Origin of the sequence: Eubacterium ramulus, assembly GCF_045002895.1 — a bacterium.
Classification (GTDB): domain Bacteria; phylum Bacillota; class Clostridia; order Lachnospirales; family Lachnospiraceae; genus Eubacterium_I; species Eubacterium_I ramulus.
Genome location: NZ_CP173382.1, coordinates 2422440 through 2440392 on the forward strand (window position 1 = coordinate 2422440; position 17953 = coordinate 2440392).

At 39.2% G+C, this 17953-nt stretch carries 25 protein-coding genes; 1 reads left to right on the top strand and 24 read right to left on the bottom strand.

Features of this window, described 5'->3' with window-relative positions:
- Positions 1 to 21 precede the first annotated feature (21 nt).
- The 21 genes from ACIRUQ_RS11365 to ACIRUQ_RS11465 all read right to left on the bottom strand — a co-directional run bounded on the left by ACIRUQ_RS11365 (position 22) and on the right by ACIRUQ_RS11465 (position 14284).
- Positions 22 to 321 carry a DUF6462 family protein gene (locus ACIRUQ_RS11365; RefSeq protein WP_022377866.1) on the bottom strand — a complete coding sequence of 100 codons (300 nt, stop codon included), beginning with the start codon at positions 319 to 321 and terminating at the stop codon, positions 22 to 24.
- Positions 314 to 787, bottom strand: a complete 474-nt coding sequence (locus tag ACIRUQ_RS11370) for a DUF6462 family protein (RefSeq protein WP_022377867.1) — start codon at positions 785 to 787, stop codon at positions 314 to 316. The genes ACIRUQ_RS11365 and ACIRUQ_RS11370 overlap by 8 nt, the downstream gene beginning before the upstream one ends.
- 9 nt (positions 788 to 796) lie before the next feature.
- Positions 797 to 1024 (bottom strand): DUF6462 family protein, encoded by a 228-nt coding sequence (locus ACIRUQ_RS11375; RefSeq protein ID WP_012739894.1) that lies wholly within the window; start codon positions 1022 to 1024, stop codon positions 797 to 799.
- A gap of 592 nt (positions 1025 to 1616) precedes the next feature.
- Positions 1617 to 2846, bottom strand: coding sequence for a tyrosine-type recombinase/integrase (locus tag ACIRUQ_RS11380; protein WP_055291087.1), 1230 nt, complete (start codon positions 2844 to 2846; stop codon positions 1617 to 1619).
- A gap of 9 nt (positions 2847 to 2855) precedes the next feature.
- Positions 2856 to 3137, bottom strand: a complete 282-nt coding sequence (locus tag ACIRUQ_RS11385; RefSeq protein ID WP_023920548.1) for an excisionase — start codon at positions 3135 to 3137, stop codon at positions 2856 to 2858.
- A complete protein-coding gene (locus tag ACIRUQ_RS11390) occupies positions 3103 to 3330 on the bottom strand; it encodes an excisionase (protein ID WP_002594705.1) in 228 nt (75 codons plus the stop codon). The genes ACIRUQ_RS11385 and ACIRUQ_RS11390 overlap by 35 nt, the downstream gene beginning before the upstream one ends.
- A gap of 99 nt (positions 3331 to 3429) precedes the next feature.
- Positions 3430 to 3636: an excisionase gene (locus ACIRUQ_RS11395; RefSeq protein WP_002594704.1), complete on the bottom strand. Its 207-nt coding sequence runs from the start codon at positions 3634 to 3636 to the stop codon at positions 3430 to 3432.
- The gene (locus ACIRUQ_RS11400) at positions 3623 to 4189 is read right to left on the bottom strand and encodes a type II toxin-antitoxin system PemK/MazF family toxin (protein ID WP_015530049.1); all 567 of its coding nucleotides are present in this window, start codon (positions 4187 to 4189) and stop codon (positions 3623 to 3625) included. The genes ACIRUQ_RS11395 and ACIRUQ_RS11400 overlap by 14 nt, the downstream gene beginning before the upstream one ends.
- Positions 4190 to 4294: 105 nt before the next feature.
- Positions 4295 to 4882 (bottom strand): hypothetical protein, encoded by a 588-nt coding sequence (locus tag ACIRUQ_RS11405; RefSeq protein WP_055291085.1) that lies wholly within the window; start codon positions 4880 to 4882, stop codon positions 4295 to 4297.
- A gap of 556 nt (positions 4883 to 5438) precedes the next feature.
- A complete protein-coding gene (locus ACIRUQ_RS11410; RefSeq protein WP_242853634.1) occupies positions 5439 to 6035 on the bottom strand; it encodes an ImmA/IrrE family metallo-endopeptidase in 597 nt (198 codons plus the stop codon).
- Positions 6036 to 6294: 259 nt separating this feature from the next.
- On the bottom strand, positions 6295 to 6894 hold the full coding sequence (gene lexA / locus ACIRUQ_RS11415; protein WP_055291083.1) for a transcriptional repressor LexA: 600 nt from the start codon (positions 6892 to 6894) through the stop codon (positions 6295 to 6297).
- Between the two features lie 188 nt (positions 6895 to 7082).
- The gene (locus ACIRUQ_RS11420; RefSeq protein ID WP_055215141.1) at positions 7083 to 7850 is read right to left on the bottom strand and encodes a zinc ribbon domain-containing protein; all 768 of its coding nucleotides are present in this window, start codon (positions 7848 to 7850) and stop codon (positions 7083 to 7085) included.
- Between the two features lie 240 nt (positions 7851 to 8090).
- Entirely contained in the window at positions 8091 to 9092 is a 1002-nt protein-coding gene (locus tag ACIRUQ_RS11425; RefSeq protein WP_055291081.1) for a YafY family protein, read from the bottom strand.
- A 20-nt stretch (positions 9093 to 9112) separates the two neighbouring features.
- A complete protein-coding gene (locus tag ACIRUQ_RS11430; protein ID WP_008118560.1) occupies positions 9113 to 9541 on the bottom strand; it encodes a hypothetical protein in 429 nt (142 codons plus the stop codon).
- Positions 9542 to 9588: 47 nt separating this feature from the next.
- Positions 9589 to 10008 carry a nuclear transport factor 2 family protein gene (locus tag ACIRUQ_RS11435; protein ID WP_055146909.1) on the bottom strand — a complete coding sequence of 140 codons (420 nt, stop codon included), beginning with the start codon at positions 10006 to 10008 and terminating at the stop codon, positions 9589 to 9591.
- A gap of 69 nt (positions 10009 to 10077) precedes the next feature.
- Positions 10078 to 10548: a hypothetical protein gene (locus ACIRUQ_RS11440; RefSeq protein WP_015530037.1), complete on the bottom strand. Its 471-nt coding sequence runs from the start codon at positions 10546 to 10548 to the stop codon at positions 10078 to 10080.
- A gap of 26 nt (positions 10549 to 10574) precedes the next feature.
- Positions 10575 to 12101 carry a DNA methylase gene (locus ACIRUQ_RS11445; RefSeq protein ID WP_044681713.1) on the bottom strand — a complete coding sequence of 509 codons (1527 nt, stop codon included), beginning with the start codon at positions 12099 to 12101 and terminating at the stop codon, positions 10575 to 10577.
- 53 nt (positions 12102 to 12154) lie between these two features.
- Positions 12155 to 13090, bottom strand: a complete 936-nt coding sequence (locus ACIRUQ_RS11450; protein ID WP_055291079.1) for an Mrr restriction system protein — start codon at positions 13088 to 13090, stop codon at positions 12155 to 12157.
- Positions 13091 to 13181: 91 nt separating this feature from the next.
- Positions 13182 to 13391 (bottom strand): helix-turn-helix transcriptional regulator, encoded by a 210-nt coding sequence (locus ACIRUQ_RS11455; protein ID WP_002587820.1) that lies wholly within the window; start codon positions 13389 to 13391, stop codon positions 13182 to 13184.
- Between the two features lie 186 nt (positions 13392 to 13577).
- A complete protein-coding gene (locus ACIRUQ_RS11460) occupies positions 13578 to 13793 on the bottom strand; it encodes a hypothetical protein (RefSeq protein ID WP_002594687.1) in 216 nt (71 codons plus the stop codon).
- A gap of 155 nt (positions 13794 to 13948) precedes the next feature.
- Positions 13949 to 14284 carry a helix-turn-helix domain-containing protein gene (locus tag ACIRUQ_RS11465; protein WP_055291077.1) on the bottom strand — a complete coding sequence of 112 codons (336 nt, stop codon included), beginning with the start codon at positions 14282 to 14284 and terminating at the stop codon, positions 13949 to 13951.
- Positions 14285 to 14509: 225 nt separating this feature from the next.
- Between ACIRUQ_RS11465 and ACIRUQ_RS11470 the strand changes: the two genes are divergently transcribed.
- Positions 14510 to 14962 carry a hypothetical protein gene (locus ACIRUQ_RS11470; protein WP_055291075.1) on the top strand — a complete coding sequence of 151 codons (453 nt, stop codon included), beginning with the start codon at positions 14510 to 14512 and terminating at the stop codon, positions 14960 to 14962.
- Positions 14963 to 15026: 64 nt separating this feature from the next.
- Here the strand turns inward: ACIRUQ_RS11470 and ACIRUQ_RS11475 are convergent, their stop codons facing one another.
- From ACIRUQ_RS11475 to ACIRUQ_RS11485, 3 genes are read right to left on the bottom strand one after another with little or no spacing between them, the layout of a single operon-like run.
- Entirely contained in the window at positions 15027 to 16730 is a 1704-nt protein-coding gene (locus ACIRUQ_RS11475) for a lysozyme family protein (protein ID WP_055291073.1), read from the bottom strand.
- Between the two features lie 39 nt (positions 16731 to 16769).
- Entirely contained in the window at positions 16770 to 17537 is a 768-nt protein-coding gene (gene srtB / locus ACIRUQ_RS11480; RefSeq protein ID WP_055291071.1) for a class B sortase, read from the bottom strand.
- Between the two features lie 6 nt (positions 17538 to 17543).
- A complete protein-coding gene (locus ACIRUQ_RS11485; protein ID WP_002594682.1) occupies positions 17544 to 17945 on the bottom strand; it encodes a DUF6075 family protein in 402 nt (133 codons plus the stop codon).
- Between the last annotated feature and the right edge of the window lie 8 nt (positions 17946 to 17953).

Genomic DNA, 17953 nt, shown 5'->3' on the forward strand with positions numbered 1-17953 from the left:
CTATAATGCCGAAAGTGACAATCACGGGTCTTTTTTGTCAAAACAGGTACTATTGTGGTCTTTTTTATCTTCGCTTGACAATTTATTCCAAATATGTTTGGGCAATGGTCTTGTTGGTTCCTTAAATTTCTCCAAATACATTTCAAAAATATCTGTATTAATCAATGCTGAATTTCCAACCTTATATACTGCCCCTGCTTCTGAAGCCAAAACCATAATCCTTGATTTACTTATGCCATAAATAATGGCTCCCTCAGTAGCATTTACATATTTTTTCATAATGTCTTTTGTATCTGAATAAAACTTATATGAGTTACTCATTCAATTCACCTTCTTCCTGTCCGTATAACGGCTCTTTCAAAGGTCTTACAGGTTGTCTGAATTGCTCCATGTAATTATCAAATATTTCCAAATTAACTAGTACAGTCCCTCCTGTCCCCTCATTTATTTTATATGTAGCACCTGCTGCTCTAGCCAACTCGATAAACCTATGCCTTCCTATACTGTATATAATTGAAGCTTCTCCAATTCTCGCAAACTTTTTGATTATCTGCTTATTTGTTCCCGGCACTTTATATATGTGTTTCATAAACTCATCAAACCTTTCCTTTTTTACCAAATGAATACGGGTAAGCTTGTATAAAGAACTTGCAGCCTTAGCTATATATTCAGTTTCCTCAACACTAAATCCATATTCATGAGCCACCTCTTCGACCCTTATGTATCTTTTTATTACCTCCCCACCATGAAGATAAGCCCTAACATCCGGCTGTAATTGTGTTACCATCCTTTTCACCTACTTATAAAATTCATCATCAACTATATGGAATGTCTCAATGTACTCATCAAATATTTTTAAATTCACAAGTACTAACTGTCCTAACTTATAGATTGCTTTGGCATCCTTAGCCATTTGCATAAACTTTGATACGCTCATATGATACATTTCTGCTCCTTCGCTATATCTTACAAACTTTGTATTACCATTCTTCTTAAATTCCTGATATGTCTTTGTGTGTTCCATGCTATTCTCCTTTCGGTATTTCAATTGTTCCTATAACGCAAAAAGAGGACATCTTCTAAATTTCTTTAGAAAATGTCCTCTAAGTAATACAATCTTTAATTTTTCAGACTAAGCAATCTGTACTAACCTGTACTAATCTTTTTTTGACTATGCCAAAAATTGGTCAAATCTTGGTCAAAACCCCTTGACCAACTATATATTTTAGTACATCCAAGCTCTGAAACCCTTGATTTTCCTGCATTCCTACTTATCAATAGACTTCATTGTCGGGAGCTTTTTTGTGGTTCTTTCATACTCGACCAAGCTGGTGTTAATACTATTAAATTCTCCATATTCCAATTATCCCCCATACTTCATATTTTTGCTCTACTTTGAGTCACTTTGCGGGCAAATGATGTAAAATATGATGTAAATGATGTAGGGCGATAGTAGTATATGCAAGAGCATAGTCATATACAAGAAATTATAACTTCTCTTATTTACAATGTCAATCCACATCAAAGTAACGCAGCCTTATCTTTTCCTGCTTCAGAACAAGAAAAAAGAACACACAACACTCTGTATGTTCTCTCTCCGTATGTGAAGTCCAATATTATACTATGAAGTAGCTATCCAATCCTTTGAACTCTGCCGCTTTCATTTCCTTTGTAACATCAGCATAGATGTTCAGTGTGGTTGAAATGTCTGAATGTCCAAGTGCGTCTTGAATAACCTTTATATTTACTCCAGCTTCACACATTCTTGTTGTAAATGTATGTCTAAGCGAGTGACAGCTAAAATGAGGAAGTAACACATCAGGTTCATCACTGTGCAAAAACTGCTCATCATTGCAATCACGGATAATTCTTCGGATTGCTTTGTTGAGTGTGGCTTGGTGCTGTGCCTGACCAAAACGATTGATGAAAATAAAATCTGTATATCCGTCAATCGTGACCTCGCAATGAAGTCCTAAATCTTCCTGCTTCTGTTTCTCCTGTTCAAATGCTTCTCTCACAAAACCAAGCATTGGAACCTGCCTCATACTCGCCGGAGTCTTCGTTGTATTTACATTGAAATAACAGCCGCTTTTACTTCCCTTAGTCCTATGGTCATAATATACAAGAGTATGATTAACATCAATCATTCCACTTTCCATATCAATATCACACCATCTCAATCCGGTCACTTCTCCCACACGAAGTCCAGTTCCTATCATTACTGCAAAGACTGGATACCAGTGTTCATATACAGGGTGGGTTTTCAGGAAATTCAGAAATAGCTCCTGCTCCGGTTTCGTCAACGCTCTACGCTTTTCCGACTGAAAACAATGTGCTTTTTTCAATTCTCTCAACACATTATCTGACGGGTTATTTCTGATGAAGTCATCATCGACAGCAATCTGTAAAACCTGATGAAGAACCGTATGTATATTATCAATCGTTGAAGGCTTCAAATTTCTTTCATCAACAAGATAATTGTAGTATTTCTTAATATCTGATTTCTTCAGCGTTGATATTCTTTTACTTCCAATCACTGGTCGCACAAAGGTATTGTACATATATTTGTAATTTTCAAAGGTATTATTCTTCAGCCCTCTTTTCATATTTGCCCAAAGGTCAAATAATTCATCAATGGTTGTGTATCGTGCTTCGGTCTTAATACCATCACATTTATCTTTCTGAATACGCTTTTCTTTTTCTCTCAGGTCATCTAAAGTTCTTGCGTAAACAAATCTTCTTTTCATCTGGCTGTCCTGCCAGCTAAATTGATAAGTACCGTCTTTTCTCTGAACCTCTCCGGTTTTCAGAACAACCCTTGATTTATCTTTTCTTTTTGTCGCCATTGTGTCCTCCTAAATTCTAAACTGCTTATCTATATATTTGTCCAGTCGTTCCCTCACAATATGGATTTTATTGCCTATCCATATTGCAAAGGGACAACCTGCTTGATTAGACAACTCACGCAACTTCGTTCTTCCTATACCGGAATATGCTGCGGCTTCTTCGATTGTCAGCCACTTTCTTTCCCATATCGGTTCTTCAGCATTGCTTATGAGTTTTTCCTGATATGTTCTTACTTCGGCAAGTAAGCGTTCATCATCATTCAAGGAAAGTAAGTTTTTCAATGTATTCATCAAAAATCCTCCTCTTAATCATTCGACGATTTCCTATATGAAGAACAAATGGGCATTCTTCTTGGCTTGTTAGTTTTCTCAGTCTTTCTCTACCTATGCCAGAATATTCAACTGCTTCATCAATCGTCAAATTAGACTTATGCCATATCGGCACATCATATTTTTTTCGGATAATCTTTTCTGTATCTGCCATTACGGAAGCACCTCCTTGTTTTTTTCTGCCCTTATGATAATTTAAAATGAGCGATGAGCCTATTATGCGAACCGACCCATCGCACACTTTACAAATCAGCTATATCGAATACGCATTATCAAGATATTCGTCCAGTTTTCTTCTTTTAATCAGTCGCTTACTTCCATTCCAAAGAACAAAAGGGCAAAACTCCGAGTCGGACATTTCTCTTAATTTTCTTGAGCCAATACCACAATAAGCTGCGGCTTCTTCTACTGTAAGATTGGACTTCTTCCAGATAGGAATAATGATTTTATTTTCTGTCATTGCTCCCCCTCTTTTCTTTCTTGGATGAATATCTGTCGGTAACAACATAATCCCAACCATCCCCATCACACTTATCACATCTGTCTTTTCGCTTTGCAAATGGGTCAAGTCGCCTTACAATATAGTCCGGATTGTGGATGTAATCATTCAGGCACTTCGGGCATAGACAACGAATATTTTCTTTCCCCTCCGGCTTGTAAACCCAAAGTCCAAAAGTCTTTTTCAAAGTTGCGTTTATCTGCCTAAAAAGTTTATCGTCATCTACCGTACCTATGTATTCACGCAAATCCTCTCTATTGACTGTCCGTATCTGCTCCAGAAGAACCATTGACGGTTTCTTCAGTCCAAACTCCTCGCCAAGAATAATGTGTGATGGCAAATATCTTTTCTTGATTACACTTGTAACCGCTGCAACAATAATCGTTGGAGCATTCTGGTTATAATCGTCTGCCTGAACGACAAGCACCGGACGCTCTCCGCTTTGTACTGAACCACTGTTATCTCCAAAGTCATAGTAGAATAAATCCCCACGACAAATCATTTTTTCTTTCATATGCATAACCTCACAAGAATCTAATTTTTAAAGTGTCATTCGTATCCGGAATGAAATAACCCCTTCACTCATTTGGACAAAGGGTGCTGAAATGCACACCCAAAATCAGAGATTTTCATAAAATTTGATAAAGTTTTTCTTCGCCGCTGCAATAGACTTATCTACGGAGCTGTAATATACGCCCTCCTGCTTTGCAATCGCTCTGGAACTCAGACCGCAGCACACATTCTTCATAAGGCGTTCCCTTTGAAGTGGCTGCAACATTGAAAGTGCTATCCTTGCTTTCCTGATTTCACACTGACGCAATTCTTCTCTTTCCAGTTCAAGCCTTTCTTCCTCTGCTCTTTCAAACGGGTCGTCAAACATAATGGCAAGTTCTTTATGGAACTGTGAGGACATTTCATCGTCATATCCATAGCAGTCAAGTGTGCGACTGCTTCTCTTTGCATACTTGTCCTCATTTCGGTTTGCATCGTCAATTACCTCTCCCTGTGCAATGGAAAGATGAACAAACGGAGAATATCTTTCTATAACAAGGGGATACTTCTCCCAAAGCTCTTTTACCGATAATTCCGTAATAATCGCCCATCTTTCAGCTCCGGTATAACCGTTATATTCGTATTTAAGATTTATCAGTTTACAATCCTTTACAAATAATTCTTCTTGTTCTGTTAATGTAAGTTTGTTTTTCATTTCCGTAATCTCCTTTGAATTTTGAAAAATTGATAAGTTTCAAAATTCGGAGATTACGGGTACTCAGCTATCTGGCACTGCCATACGTTATAAAACATAAAAGTCCTTTCCCAAGTAAGGGAAAAGACCTAATACTGCACGAAGCATAATCGAATAAAACAGCAACAAAAAAAGCACCGTCGAATCTGGACAGCAAAGAATACTTCTATTCTTCACTTATCCGGCTTCGTACGGTGCTTGGTAGTTTAGCAAATAAATTGCTTATCTCCGCTTACTCGATTAGAAATCGTTTCGATATTTACTTGTAATCTTCATCGCCTGCAATTCCTGCCATATCCGTTCCTACGGATTCTGCGGAAGTAAGCGAGATTTAAGATATGGACATTCTTGCATTTCTGACACTTCACACTCAAATGTCCGGTTGCGTCTGAAAAAACTCTTTGTATCCTGAACCCACAAGTCGGGCAGAGAATATCACGCTCTTTCAGACTTTCTGCTTCTACTCTTGACAGAAGCAATCTCTTTTGTATTTCAGGTGCTACCTGAGTCTGTAACCTCATTGTGAAACACCTCCCAGATTTAACTCATTGGAAATGTACTCAAGGATATTGTGATACTCAAATAGCCCCATATCTCTCAATCTGATAACCAAGGCTGTATAAGATACTCCGATATAAGCTGCCATTCTGCGGATAACTGCTTTATCCTTTGAAGTAATGGTATTATCGCCATAAACTCTTATCGGATTTGACTGATTATATTTCGCCAAGGCATTTTCAATAATTCTTCTCGGCATAAGAAGCGAAGCTCCCATTGTATCTGCCTGCCACTCAACAGACGCAAACATCTGAGCCAGTTCCTCTTTGGAATAACTACGCTCACTGTCATACTCTGCATGAAAGCGTCCTTCACTCGGCATTGCATACATCTTACTCAAGATATGATGTGACGCTTCGTGTGCCATTGTAAATCTGCGACGTCCCTGCTCCTTTTCAGCAAGAAGAAATTTATCAAGTACGATGGTATCTTTCGGGAAAACAAAGGGAATAATTTTTCCGTCCTGATGTATCAGCAGTGGTGTTGCTCCATCTGCCAGAAAACCAATCCTGCCTGCATCATCTTCTGCGAAAGAAGCGTATTCAATTCGTAACATAAGAAATTCTGTAATGAAATGTTCTATGTCGATGGATTGAATCACTCGATTGCTAAACTTATTAGCATACGCTGTTATCAAGCCTTCGCTGATTTCTTCCAACTCGGCTCTTGACATATAAATACTCAAGTTGTGTCCACCTCCGACTCCACCTTGTCCGGCGGTGCAACTCCTCCGGCAAAGTTCTGTTGTATTTCCGCACTATCCAAATTGATTAGATAGCGAATTCCTTCAAGTGTTCTCATTCGTCTGTCCTCTGCTATAGTTCTTTGATGATGTGACAAGCCACACCCTGAATACAGCACTCATCTACAATGATGTCTTTCATCTTCTTATTTTCCGGGTGGAGAATGATTTTCTTATTCTCATCATCTCGGAAGTAGCGTTTCAATGTATTCTGATTATCCACAAGGGCAACTACTATATCGCCCTCTTTGGCTTCTACCTGCTTTTTGACAACCACAAGGTCGCCGTCATCAATCCCTGCTTCAACCATAGACTGACCGCTTGCTCTTAATATAAAGAAATCTCCTTTGCCGAAAATAGCAGTAGGAAGTGATACATATTCTTCAATATTTTCTTCCTCATACTGAGGACTGCCACAAGGAATTGAACCTACAATCGGCGTCTGTGTCTGTTCGCCACTGTACTTACGGGTCACATTGGTACGAATCTCCTGCCCGTCATATTCAATCATATTCTTCTCAGCCATCTCTACCAAGTATTTATATGCTGTACCTCTGGCAATGCCAACAGCTTCCGCAATCTTTGTAGTCGATGGGGATTGTCTGTTTTGCAGGTAATAATCCTCGATATACTTTTTTATCTCACTCATAAGTTCAGGACTCTTGCTTCTCATACCTGCACCTCGCTTTCTTTTCTATCGGAAGCAATCTGCTTTCGATAGTTTTATTATACCTGCTACGAAAAATTTTTCAAGTAGGTTTTTCGCAAAAGAAAAGAGGTGTCGCAATTTGCTAACACCTCAAAATTTCTTTGCTTGCACTGAAATCATTAACTCCAATGGCTTACTATTTTTCTCTATTCTCATCTTTTCTTATACAATACAAGTTCCGGATTCTTACCGTCTTCTTCATAAGTGCAAATAAGAATAAAATCCATATCTGCAACAACGCCGAAACATCTATCGCCGCCGTATTCACATTCAAGCTGATTGCCCAGATATGTCTTTGCCTCATTCAAAAACTTAGCCGCTTGCCCATTCGGAAGCCGGTACTCAAGATTCACATACTTTCCCACAAGGGCATTCAGTTTTTCCACCTTTGGCATTCCGTCAACATTCAATTCGTTAATTTCATTGATTAACTTTTTCTTGAATTCTTCAAACTGACCGTTATCACTAAGCTCATCATATTTCTTCCAGTAATCCAAAGTAGGAAGCAGCTCTTTCATATAAGAACGGGCTTGTTCCTCCGTGAAATTCTCGCTTACCATATTCTTAACACAAACTTCAATCAAATCATCCATATCATTGTAAGTATATGTTCCGTCGGCATAACACCACTTACAATAGTCCTCATTGAAAGAACCATCGTGATTGTGTCCGATAATATCATCATCTTCAAGCGGCATTCCGCAGCATTGACAAATAAGCTTTCTCGGTGAGCCTAAAAGTGTATTTATGGAAACATCGAATACTTTTGACAGCAATTTCAATGTTTCCGTATTCGGAACTGTTTCTCCGTTTTCCCAACGTGAAACTGCCTGACGACTTACAAAAACTTTTTCTGCAAGCTCATCCTGCGACATTCCCTTTTGAGTACGAAGTTCAAGTATGACCTGTTTTGTATCCATTATGCAGTACCTCCCTTACACCTTTATTATAGTCTCACGCATTATCTCAAACAAGCAACTCGCAGTTGCTGTCCTTATTACTCGCCTTTTTCGTTCACGGCTAACCAAATTTCACAATGATAGTTTGGGGCGGTTGTATTCACAAACGGATAAACTTCAAACTCCACGCCCTAAGCATATTCATACTTCGAGCTTTGTGGGAAGATTCTGCCGTTTCTTGACATCGTATGCTTTGGAGTGTTACATTTCCTGTTCTTTGTTTCCTTTTTCCTGCATACCCTCATCGGCTTGTGCAATCATCTGTTTGTACTGTTCTTTCACACTTTCCGGTGCAAGTATCTGTACTTTTCCATTAAAGCCAAACACCCAACCGAAAAAGGTAGGGCTGGCTGATACTTCGGTCTGTACCCTGAAAGACGTCATATCATACGCAAGGGTTGTCACATCTTCTCCGAAACGGTCAACCATTGTTTTCATCAGACTGTTATCACACCGTAAATCCACAAGAACTTTCTCGCCTGAGAACATAAAGAAAACTTCCTTTGTGTAATTTTCAATATCAAAATCATCAGGCATAGGAATAATGTCCTTATCCAATATCTCAGGTTTTGAAGCAATACGGTCTACTCTGAAATTGATAACCTTACTTTTCTTCTCAGAATATCCGAGAACATAATAATAGTCCCCACACCAGAGAAGTTTATACGGACTGAGCTTATACACTTCGCCCTTGTTCTTCAGAACCTTTTTCTTTAATCCAGTATAATCATAATACTGAAAAGAAATCTGCTTGCCTGTATTGATGGCGTCGTTTATAGCGTCAATAATGTAATATATCTGCTCATTATCCGGCTTAATGCGATTGACCACATAGTTATTACGCTTCAGCTTTGCCACCTGCCCCGGACTGGTCATCGTATGTATCTTCTCAATCAGAGTTTCGCTTTTCTTCTTTGTAATGAACTTCGATGACTCTACTGCATCTATCAGCAACTTCAGTTCCGGCAATTCAAACTTACGACTGGCTACAAAGTATTTGCTCTGAGTAGAATGGATAGTAACAATATCCATTCCAAACTCCTGAAGTGCTGCAATATCCTTTGTAACCGTCGTTCTATGTGCAGATATCCCGTATTCATCATTCAATATATTGATTAACTGTGTTGTGGAAAGAGGATTTTCTTCATCAGTTCTTTCCAGTAAAATCTTTTGTAAATATAAAATTCTTGGCTTTGTTTCCATTGTTTGCCCTTTCCAAGCTATTACTCATATAGTCCTTTGAACATTTCTCCCTGTATCACGCTGATTTGTTCAGTCGGAATTACTGTTTCATCCTGCATAATCAGTTTGCGTTCAAATTCATCAATCTTTTTCACTATGCCGGAATGCGTGAGATATGCTCCTCCGGATTTTTTATCATCAGGCACGAAATAAGTTATTGATATTTCCTGTTCTGTGCCGATATTATCTCTAATCATATTTAATTGGTCATTTAATTTCATAATGACTTCATCGCTTAACTCTAACCGTTCATCTGTTAGCCTTGCAGTCTCTTTAATGGCTGCATCGTGTCCTGTAAGTGCCGCAAAAGGTGCAAACTGTGCTGCTCTGTCGTGAAGTGACATACGAGGATGGTTCTTCGATGTCGGATTCGGCAGATTGATTATATCGTCATAGGAATGTTCATCCATCTGTTACAGCACCTCCTTTGCTCGACAAACTTGAATTTATAGTCCTCTCAAAACCAATTTGCTTTTTCTTCTCGAAATACGGGAATATCACTATCTCGATATGGATTGTAATTATGAAGATTGCAACCAAACTCTTTTAATGATTTTATTTTGTTATCCTGTGTCCATACAATTAAAGATATTCCGTCAAATTCTTCAACATTTCCATTATTCATTTTGCTTTTAAAATACCACTCCACGATTGTTTGATTGCCTTGATGAAAAAATTGCTTAATCTCCCAGACAAGAACACTTCCGCGTGTATTCCATTCGTCAAACCAGTGCTTTACCGTTTTGCGGTTTTCATATTTAGGACTCCAACTCTCAGTATATACAACATCATCTGTAAAAATATTGTCAATTCCTAAATCTGCTTTCTTAATCCACATATTAAACCATAATCGGATAATTTTTTCTCTCTCGTTCATAAAGTACCTCCATAACTTGCGATTTTTCGTTCTCAGCGACTTCCCAATAAATGGGAATTTTATAACTTATCAATCCCAATATAATATTATCATATGGTCTATCTTCTTGCGGTCAGTCAACTCTATAATATGAGGATTATTCTCTTCCTGAGCTATAATCCATACTTTATAGTTTCCACATTCATCACTATCTCCAACAAAAGAAATATTACTTGGTTCAGCAACACCACTTTTTTCAATATATCTCTCTATTTGGGAAATAGGTAAAACTGTGTCAATCCAAAGAGCATCGGCGTATGTTGATTTTTCTCCTTTACTATTTGTGATTTCATAGCCATAAGTAGATACATAAATTACACTATCTGAGTCAGCAGACTTAATCTGTGCTACAAAGTTTTGTAAAGGATTAATATCTTCTTCGTCTAAACAAAAACTATTATAATCCTTACTTTTTTTATCAAAGTAATTATCAAATCCCATCAGAACATCATCATTCAAATCAAATTTTCTTGAATTAAAAACTATTTCTAATATGCCCATATTTTATTCCTCAAATTCCAGTTTGTTTAAGCCTTATGACCGCCGATTTGCTCGTTTCGGTCTTTGGCGGTTGCACCTTCTTCAAGGTTCATTCCCTTCAACACAGCATTCTTGCCAAACTTCTTTTTGATACTCAGCATTGCTTCTTGCATACGCCTTTCCCGTTCTAATTTTTCTTCTTCCTCCGCCTGCTTCTTCCTCTGTGCTTCGTAATCGGTAAAGAGGTCGAGTTGCTGGTATTCATCTTCCTGCTTGACGGATTTTTCATCAACAAGTTTATTCGCTGTGATTGTTATTCTGCGTACAAGCAAATGCTCGTCAACTATCCTGTCATACAAGTCCATCACGGCGTTGGTAATCAATCGAGTAGAGGAAGTCTTTTTCTCAAGATTCGCTGTTCCGTGTGCGTGCTTTGGAACTTTGCGTCCATATCGGTCAATCGTAACCTCGCCTTTGTATTGATATTTTAGGTTCGGATTACTTAAATTCTCAATATCATAGCCGATTGTCAACACAAGCTGGTCAGTTACAAGTCCTTTATCCACCAAATCAAGCACCATTTGGTCGGTCATTTCTTTTACAATCAACTTTGCCTTTTCGTAATCATACGGGCAGTGAAGTACCTGTCCTGAACATACACTATTGGTTTCCGGCTTATAGGCTTTGACCTGCTCCATCGTACAAGGTTCATATCCCCAAGCATGGTCAATTAGCAATTCCGCATTGATACCGAACAGCTTGTACAGCAATTCCTCGTTATACAGTTCATTCGGCTTTCCGATAGAACATCTTGCAATATCGCCCATTGTATAAAGTCCGTGTTCCTCTAACTTCTTCGCATAACCATTTCCGACTCTCCAGAAATCGGTTATCGGGCGATGACTCCACAATTTCCGGCGATATGACATTTCATCCAATTCAGCTATTCGCACACCGTCCTTGTCCGGCTCAATATGCTTTGCCACGATATCCATCGCAATTTTACACAAGTACATATTCGTGCCGATTCCGGCTGTTGCTGTGATTCCTGTTGTTTTCAAAACATCCTGTATCATCGTCATGGCAAGTTCCCTTGCAGTCATCTGATAGGTGTTCAGATAATTTGTTGCATCTATGAATACTTCATCAATCGAGTAAGGGAATATATCTTCCGGAGCAATGTATTTCAAGTAAACACTGTAAATCTTAGTGCTATACTCCAGATAGTATGCCATACGAGGTGGTGCAACGATATAATCAATCTCCAATGCTGGATTCGCATTTAATTCTGTACTGTCATCAGATGAACCAGTAAATGTACGATTTGGTGCTTTCCATCTTCGGTTGTTATTAGCTTCTTTTACCTTTTGCACGACTTCAAACAAGCGTGGTCTGCCGGGTATCCCATAACTTTTTAATGACGGAGATACCGCAAGGCAGATGGTTTTCTCTGTCCTGCTTTTATCTGCAACCACAAGATTTGTTGTCAAAGGGTCACGATTTCGCTCTTTACACTCCACAGAAGCATAGAATGATTTGAGGTCAATTGCGATATAGGTCTTTTGCTTTGCCATCATTCTATGCTCCCTTCTAAAATTCCTTCGAGTAAATTATGCTATCGTTAGTGTCAATCTTCGGTATAAAAACCATCCAATACATATGTTGTGACTGGTGTTATATACAATTCATATTTAATAACCAGTCTGATTAAATCATTTCCGTCAATCAATGTTATCGGCGTACCTTCTCTCGCAGCCTCTCTTGCCTTATTGGTAAATCGGCTATTAGTAATAAATACTCCATAATCGGCTTGATATTTGTTCATCGCCCCAAGAAATTGATTGATATCCGGCTCACTCACTGGATTTGAATTAAATCTTTTACACTGAATAACCACTCTGGTTGTTCTAAAATCATCGGCATCTACGTGATATCCATAGCCATCTATACCACCATCATTTGACACCTGAACCCCTTTGTTGGTAAACTCCACTCCCATCTTTGTAAGAAGTGCTCGTGAAAATTGTTCAAACTTTGCTGGAGACATATTAGCGATTGCACTCTGAAGTTTTACCTTGAAATCATCTAACAATTCGTCATCTGTGGATTCATTCTCCTCGTCTTCAACCTCCAGTGTTTCTACTGGCTTGTTTTTCGATTTGTTCCTAGTCGAATGTTCCTCCCAATAGCTTCGAGCCTTATCCCTTACTTCTGTCTTAACATCAAAATCTGTTAAATCTACATTTGCTCCATCTTGAGTAAGTGTAATCTTTGGATTGAATTTCACATAAGATATGAGTCCGACATAACTAAGCTCTTTAATAGCAAAATTAAACTTAAAATCAAATTTTTTGTACTGATTTCCTGTTTTATTAGATGTATATAGTTTCTGTTCAAATTCAGCAATATGCTCATCCAACTCACTAATTCTGTCTCTAATTTCAGAACGCTCTAACTGTCCACCTGCTTCCTGAAGGACTTGAAGGATTGGTTTAATAAGGTATGATACTTGTTCTTCTGTATTTAAATCGTCATAAAACATATTTACATTTACACCTCTCATTTACTGTGCATACTTCTTGAAATTCTCTGCCTGCTCAAGAACTTCCTTGTAAACATCATCAATGGTTGCCATCTATAATTACCTCCGTGTTTTAATCTTCGTCTAAAATAACTTCGCATATATCTCCGATGTCACAATGAAACACCTGACATATCCTCATCAGTACTTCAAGAGATACTGGCTCATTCTTATTTATCTTCGTTGCAGCGTATGATGTAATTTCGGCTGCACGCATTAAATCCTGTCTTTTCATTTGATTGTCAATCATAAGTTTTTGAAGTTTGTTATAGCATATCTTCATCAGTAACACCTCTTCATCTTATAATTCTTCTTCGTTACAGTTAGTCATTTAACATTATATATTAAATTTTCAGGCATTTCAAGATTTCAGGCAGAAATGTAACCTTTCAGACACTAAGGTGTCACTTTTTACAAACACCTAATACGACTCTTTTAAAGAATACTAAAAAAGAGATGCCGAAGCACCTCAATTGTACATTCTATTATTAACATTCAATGCAATCATTGCTATGACCTTTTCTATCGGCGGCTCTTTTCCGTCCGGTGCAACTGCTTTCCAAAAAGCTATTGCTTCCGGTTCAGCACTTTTCATTGCTTCCCGAATGGCAAACTGCATTTCCTCTTTTACTGCTTTTTCGGTTGTTCCATTTTCTTTTGCTATTTGTCTGAAAATGTCGTTCACTTCTACTTCCTCCTATGTCTATTAGTATGTGTCTATCACTGACAGTTGTTGTTATAGCATATTTGCTCTGTCGAAGTCCCGAAAAATTTGTCGATAGCTGAAATTTTTTATACTGAAAAAAAGAAAGCTCGTCGATTAGGACGAACTTCTGTGTTTTATGGAAGTATTTGCTTTGACTGCTTCACAAGTGTATCTATGACTTCATAAATTCTGTTTCTATCTTCAGGAACAAGTTTTTCAAGCTTCTCATTCAGCATTGAGTTCTTGACTGTATATCCCGTTTCCAGAACATCTGTAAGAACCATATCCGATGATACACCTAAAGCATTTACTATCTTTATGAAAGTTTCGAGTGACGGAATTTTCTCTCCACGCTCAACCATACCAATATAATTTGTTGTCAAATCTGTTCTCTCAGCCAAATCTTCTTGGCGTAATTTCCTCGCAAGTCGGAACTTTCTTATATTCTTGCCGATTGTATCGAGCTTCATCACATCACCTCCCTTAGTGTGTTTCCATAACTAATAGTATAGGTTAAGTCGATTTCAAATCACACGCACCCAAAGGAAGCCAAACCAACTATTAGTGATGATTTCCAACTATTTTTATGTTATACTATAAAAGTAGTAATTCACGATTGTTAATGGCGAAAGACAAATCACAACCCAAGAGCCAAGTTAAACAATCTCCATAGAATAAACTTAGGGGTAAAAGGAATGGACGAACAAAAGATAATATTCAGTAATCGGTTTGAAAAAGAGAAATTTGAGGATTACAAAACAGATTTGGGAACTGACAGCTCAGTCACTCCCGACTTTACGGAAGCTGATGATTTTTTAAAATTTATACAGAAGAACCGCAGAAGTGTTCCAAGTAAAGAGCGAATTGCTGACAAGGATAAATTTATCAAAATCGTTTACGAACTATCCAATAGCTTTGAAATTGACGCTGACCTGATAGAATTTGCCGAGGGATATATCGCCAACATCTATGTAGATTATGCCTGCTACACTGGATATATCAAGAAGCTGTTAGCAATTCTTTTTATCCTTGCCGATGATATTTCCTTTTTAGACGGCAGTAAAGAAAATGCCGATATGCTTTTCAGCTTCACTTATCACACACACCATATTTTCCTGAATAACAGAGAAACAACTGATTTCTCATAATGTACCCGATGGCTACTCAACTGAGCAGCCATCTTTTCAATTTTCCAGACACCGTCTGGAATTTTTAATATGCCGGAATACCGTATCCATAGATATTGCTGCTTCCGACTGCGTACTGTCTTTGCTTGCAGGCGTCGCCTGAGTTGCCCTCTACGGTATAAACTGTGCCATTCTCACACTTCTCTACGATACCAACGTGGTCTGTTGTACCGTCGCCTTCCCAATCAAAGAAGATAATATCTCCTACCTTTGGTTCATAAGTGCGGTCTTGCCATTTTCCATTTGACTTAAACCAGTTTGCACCATCCACGCAACCTGCAAATTTCGGAACAAGTCCGCTTTCAATATACCCGCATTGGTCAGCACACCAAGATACGAAGCAGGCACACCATTCCACTCGACTATTAAAGCCGTACCAGCTCCAGTAAGGTTGTCCGCCCTGATTGCCTAGCTGTGTCAAGGCAACCTCAACAATCGCCTGATTACCTCCGGCAGTAAAGGCTCGCCCATACGGATAGTATCTCAGAACGTGAGCCGGATATTGGGTATCTCCATAACTGTCCCAACCGAGCCTTTGTGCCTGCTGAGTGGAAAACTCCACTGCATTGGCATAAGAATAACCGCCATACTTTGTTTTTGCCCAAGAAATATACCCATTACCGAAGTTGTAGCCTTGCAAGGCAAGTTTGATATGCTCCATATCTATCGGACTTTCCACTTCTGCCGAAGTAAGAGCCGCTTTCAATTCCTGAACTCCACACTGGATAGAATATTCAGGGTCTTTAATTCCATTAGGTTCGTGCGGATACCTTGTATTGAAACTTCCCTCTGCTGCCTGCATAGGGTCAAGTCCTCTGCCACCGCTTTCCTGCATCATAACCGCCTTGATAAGTTCCACATACTCAGGAATGCCGTACTCTTTGGCATACTTCTGTATGATGGGTTCATAGGCTTCTACCTCTGCACTTACCGGAGTATAGGAATTACTGTCACTTCCTCCTCCAAACATTGCTACGGCAGCACCAAACAGCACGACAATCATAATAATCAGAACCGCTATCCAACCGCCTGCGGCGATTGCTGCTACAAGTGCTTTTGTCCCTGCAATAATCGCTTTGACTGTCGCAACAGTAGCTTTCGCTGTGGCTTTAACGGTATCTGCTGTGGCTTTCGCCGCTTTCTTTGCCGTCTGAGCCGCTTTCTGTGTTGCTTTGGCTGTTGTTTTTGCTGTTTTCTGTGCTAAAATGGCAGCTTCTTTGGTGGTCTTAATAGAAGTCTTTGCCGTTTGTTCTGCGGTCTTGACCGACCTTTGAACAGTATTGGTTGCACCTTTCGATACGGTCTTGACTGTCGTATTTCCTGCCGACCTTGCAGACTGTTTAATTGTTTTCTCCGTACGCTCCAGAGTTCGGATGCTCTGTTTTCCGACAGGATTGACCGATTGTTTCTGAAGCTGTTTCTCTGCACGCTTGGTCTTGAAATTCTCAATTCCCGTTTTGGCTTTCTGATAATTCTGCCTTGTTTCACGCACACCCCATCTGCCGACTTTATCCGCACGGTATGCAGTTTCGTGAACAGCCCTATCCGTTGCCGCTTCGATTTTATCGGAAGCATATTCCTCTGCGGAATTTTCCGAAGCATTGGTGGAATGTTCTGCCTTATCTTTCGTCATCACATAGGCTTTCTTCATTCGCTCCGTGGCAACTGCTGCCTTATTTATGGTCTTGATTGTACCTTTGCTTGTATCTCTTGTTTTTATATCAGCCATCGGTTTCCTCCTTTCTCGAAAAATAATAGAGAGTGGGGTTTAATCCACTCTCTTAGCGACAACAACAAGCCTGCCATTGTTTCTTGAATATTCACAAGTAGAAAGAGAAATCAGCTTGTCGCCATATTCTGCCGATACTCCGGTATCATACAAAGAAAGTTCCTTGCACTTAGCAACATACGCATCAAACTCTGCCGCATTTTCTGCGTCCGTAAACTCATAATACTTAAAGCTATCGGAGCTGTCTGTATAAACGACTGTCTTAAAGACTGCAATCACTTCATACTGGTGTCTATCCGTCAGTGTATCAAAGGTAATCGTCTTATGACCTTCCCAAAAGCTCTTGTTTCTGTACTTCATCAGTCCCGTAAACATCGAGCCGTCATTCATATGGTGTCCGTATATAATGATGTTGTCTGAAGGTTTCTGCACATCACAATTTTCCTGCACATATGGACAGCCATAAGCGGAATAGGTCTTATCAAACTTGTGCTTCAGGTAGAAGTTCGGCTCATTTACAGACTGCACGACCGGATAGTTGATATTGGTATCCTCAACCTTTATCCAACCCACCATATCCTCATTCTGCCGATAGAGTTCAAGATATTCCGCAAGATAGTCCTTATCTTCCGAAAACGTCACGCCCTCATTTTCCTTTGGCGGCTCGTCCTCCACAATCTCCGCAAGGTTATCATAGACTTCATTCTGCTTGGCAGAGTCAATGTGATTACGGATAATAAAGAAGGTGCTTACAGACAACACTACCGTAAACACCATCGCAATAATAATATAGATTTTTCTGCTCATTTTCTCTTACCTTTCCATATCATTTCTCTTAGGTGGAGTCAAATCTCTGCAATACTCCGGATACCTCAACTTGATACCCTCCATAAAATACGGAGCATATCCGCAACAGAACAGTTCCTCCGGTGTATAGAGATTTTCCCTGCCTTCTTCCGTAAATCCATTCCAGAGATTAAAGGCAAGGTGGCAGACCTTGACTGTGCCACTTGTCTGCCAACCGCCGTGCATACCTTCCGGTATGATGCAATCCCTCTTAAAATCAAACATCTTTCCGATGTTCATTCTTGTTTCTTCTGAAATACCCATCACATAGAAAAATGCTCTGTGATAGCAGTCGTTGACTTTGCACTTATCCAGATTTTCCAATACAAAATCTCTGTGTGCAGCATTGCGAAATTGAATCTTAGACATTGTAAATC

Excerpts from the sequence above, each read along its gene's own strand:
- ACIRUQ_RS11365 (WP_022377866.1), bottom strand. The coding sequence starts at position 321 with ATGAGTAACTCATATAAGTTTTATTCAGATACAAAAGACATTATGAAA.
- ACIRUQ_RS11370 (WP_022377867.1), bottom strand. The coding sequence starts at position 787 with ATGGTAACACAATTACAGCCGGATGTTAGGGCTTATCTTCATGGTGGG.
- ACIRUQ_RS11375 (WP_012739894.1), bottom strand. The coding sequence starts at position 1,024 with ATGGAACACACAAAGACATATCAGGAATTTAAGAAGAATGGTAATACA.
- ACIRUQ_RS11380 (WP_055291087.1), bottom strand. The coding sequence starts at position 2,846 with ATGGCGACAAAAAGAAAAGATAAATCAAGGGTTGTTCTGAAAACCGGA.
- ACIRUQ_RS11385 (WP_023920548.1), bottom strand. The coding sequence starts at position 3,137 with ATGAATACATTGAAAAACTTACTTTCCTTGAATGATGATGAACGCTTA.
- ACIRUQ_RS11390 (WP_002594705.1), bottom strand. The coding sequence starts at position 3,330 with ATGGCAGATACAGAAAAGATTATCCGAAAAAAATATGATGTGCCGATA.
- ACIRUQ_RS11395 (WP_002594704.1), bottom strand. The coding sequence starts at position 3,636 with ATGACAGAAAATAAAATCATTATTCCTATCTGGAAGAAGTCCAATCTT.
- ACIRUQ_RS11400 (WP_015530049.1), bottom strand. The coding sequence starts at position 4,189 with ATGAAAGAAAAAATGATTTGTCGTGGGGATTTATTCTACTATGACTTT.
- ACIRUQ_RS11405 (WP_055291085.1), bottom strand. The coding sequence starts at position 4,882 with ATGAAAAACAAACTTACATTAACAGAACAAGAAGAATTATTTGTAAAG.
- ACIRUQ_RS11410 (WP_242853634.1), bottom strand. The coding sequence starts at position 6,035 with ATGTTACGAATTGAATACGCTTCTTTCGCAGAAGATGATGCAGGCAGG.
- lexA (WP_055291083.1), bottom strand. The coding sequence starts at position 6,894 with ATGAGAAGCAAGAGTCCTGAACTTATGAGTGAGATAAAAAAGTATATC.
- ACIRUQ_RS11420 (WP_055215141.1), bottom strand. The coding sequence starts at position 7,850 with ATGGATACAAAACAGGTCATACTTGAACTTCGTACTCAAAAGGGAATG.
- ACIRUQ_RS11425 (WP_055291081.1), bottom strand. The coding sequence starts at position 9,092 with ATGGAAACAAAGCCAAGAATTTTATATTTACAAAAGATTTTACTGGAA.
- ACIRUQ_RS11430 (WP_008118560.1), bottom strand. The coding sequence starts at position 9,541 with ATGGATGAACATTCCTATGACGATATAATCAATCTGCCGAATCCGACA.
- ACIRUQ_RS11435 (WP_055146909.1), bottom strand. The coding sequence starts at position 10,008 with ATGAACGAGAGAGAAAAAATTATCCGATTATGGTTTAATATGTGGATT.
- ACIRUQ_RS11440 (WP_015530037.1), bottom strand. The coding sequence starts at position 10,548 with ATGGGCATATTAGAAATAGTTTTTAATTCAAGAAAATTTGATTTGAAT.
- ACIRUQ_RS11445 (WP_044681713.1), bottom strand. The coding sequence starts at position 12,101 with ATGGCAAAGCAAAAGACCTATATCGCAATTGACCTCAAATCATTCTAT.
- ACIRUQ_RS11450 (WP_055291079.1), bottom strand. The coding sequence starts at position 13,090 with ATGAGAGGTGTAAATGTAAATATGTTTTATGACGATTTAAATACAGAA.
- ACIRUQ_RS11455 (WP_002587820.1), bottom strand. The coding sequence starts at position 13,391 with ATGAAGATATGCTATAACAAACTTCAAAAACTTATGATTGACAATCAA.
- ACIRUQ_RS11465 (WP_055291077.1), bottom strand. The coding sequence starts at position 14,284 with ATGAAGCTCGATACAATCGGCAAGAATATAAGAAAGTTCCGACTTGCG.
- ACIRUQ_RS11470 (WP_055291075.1), top strand. The coding sequence starts at position 14,510 with ATGGACGAACAAAAGATAATATTCAGTAATCGGTTTGAAAAAGAGAAA.
- ACIRUQ_RS11475 (WP_055291073.1), bottom strand. The coding sequence starts at position 16,730 with ATGGCTGATATAAAAACAAGAGATACAAGCAAAGGTACAATCAAGACC.
- srtB (WP_055291071.1), bottom strand. The coding sequence starts at position 17,537 with ATGAGCAGAAAAATCTATATTATTATTGCGATGGTGTTTACGGTAGTG.
- ACIRUQ_RS11485 (WP_002594682.1), bottom strand. The coding sequence starts at position 17,945 with ATGTCTAAGATTCAATTTCGCAATGCTGCACACAGAGATTTTGTATTG.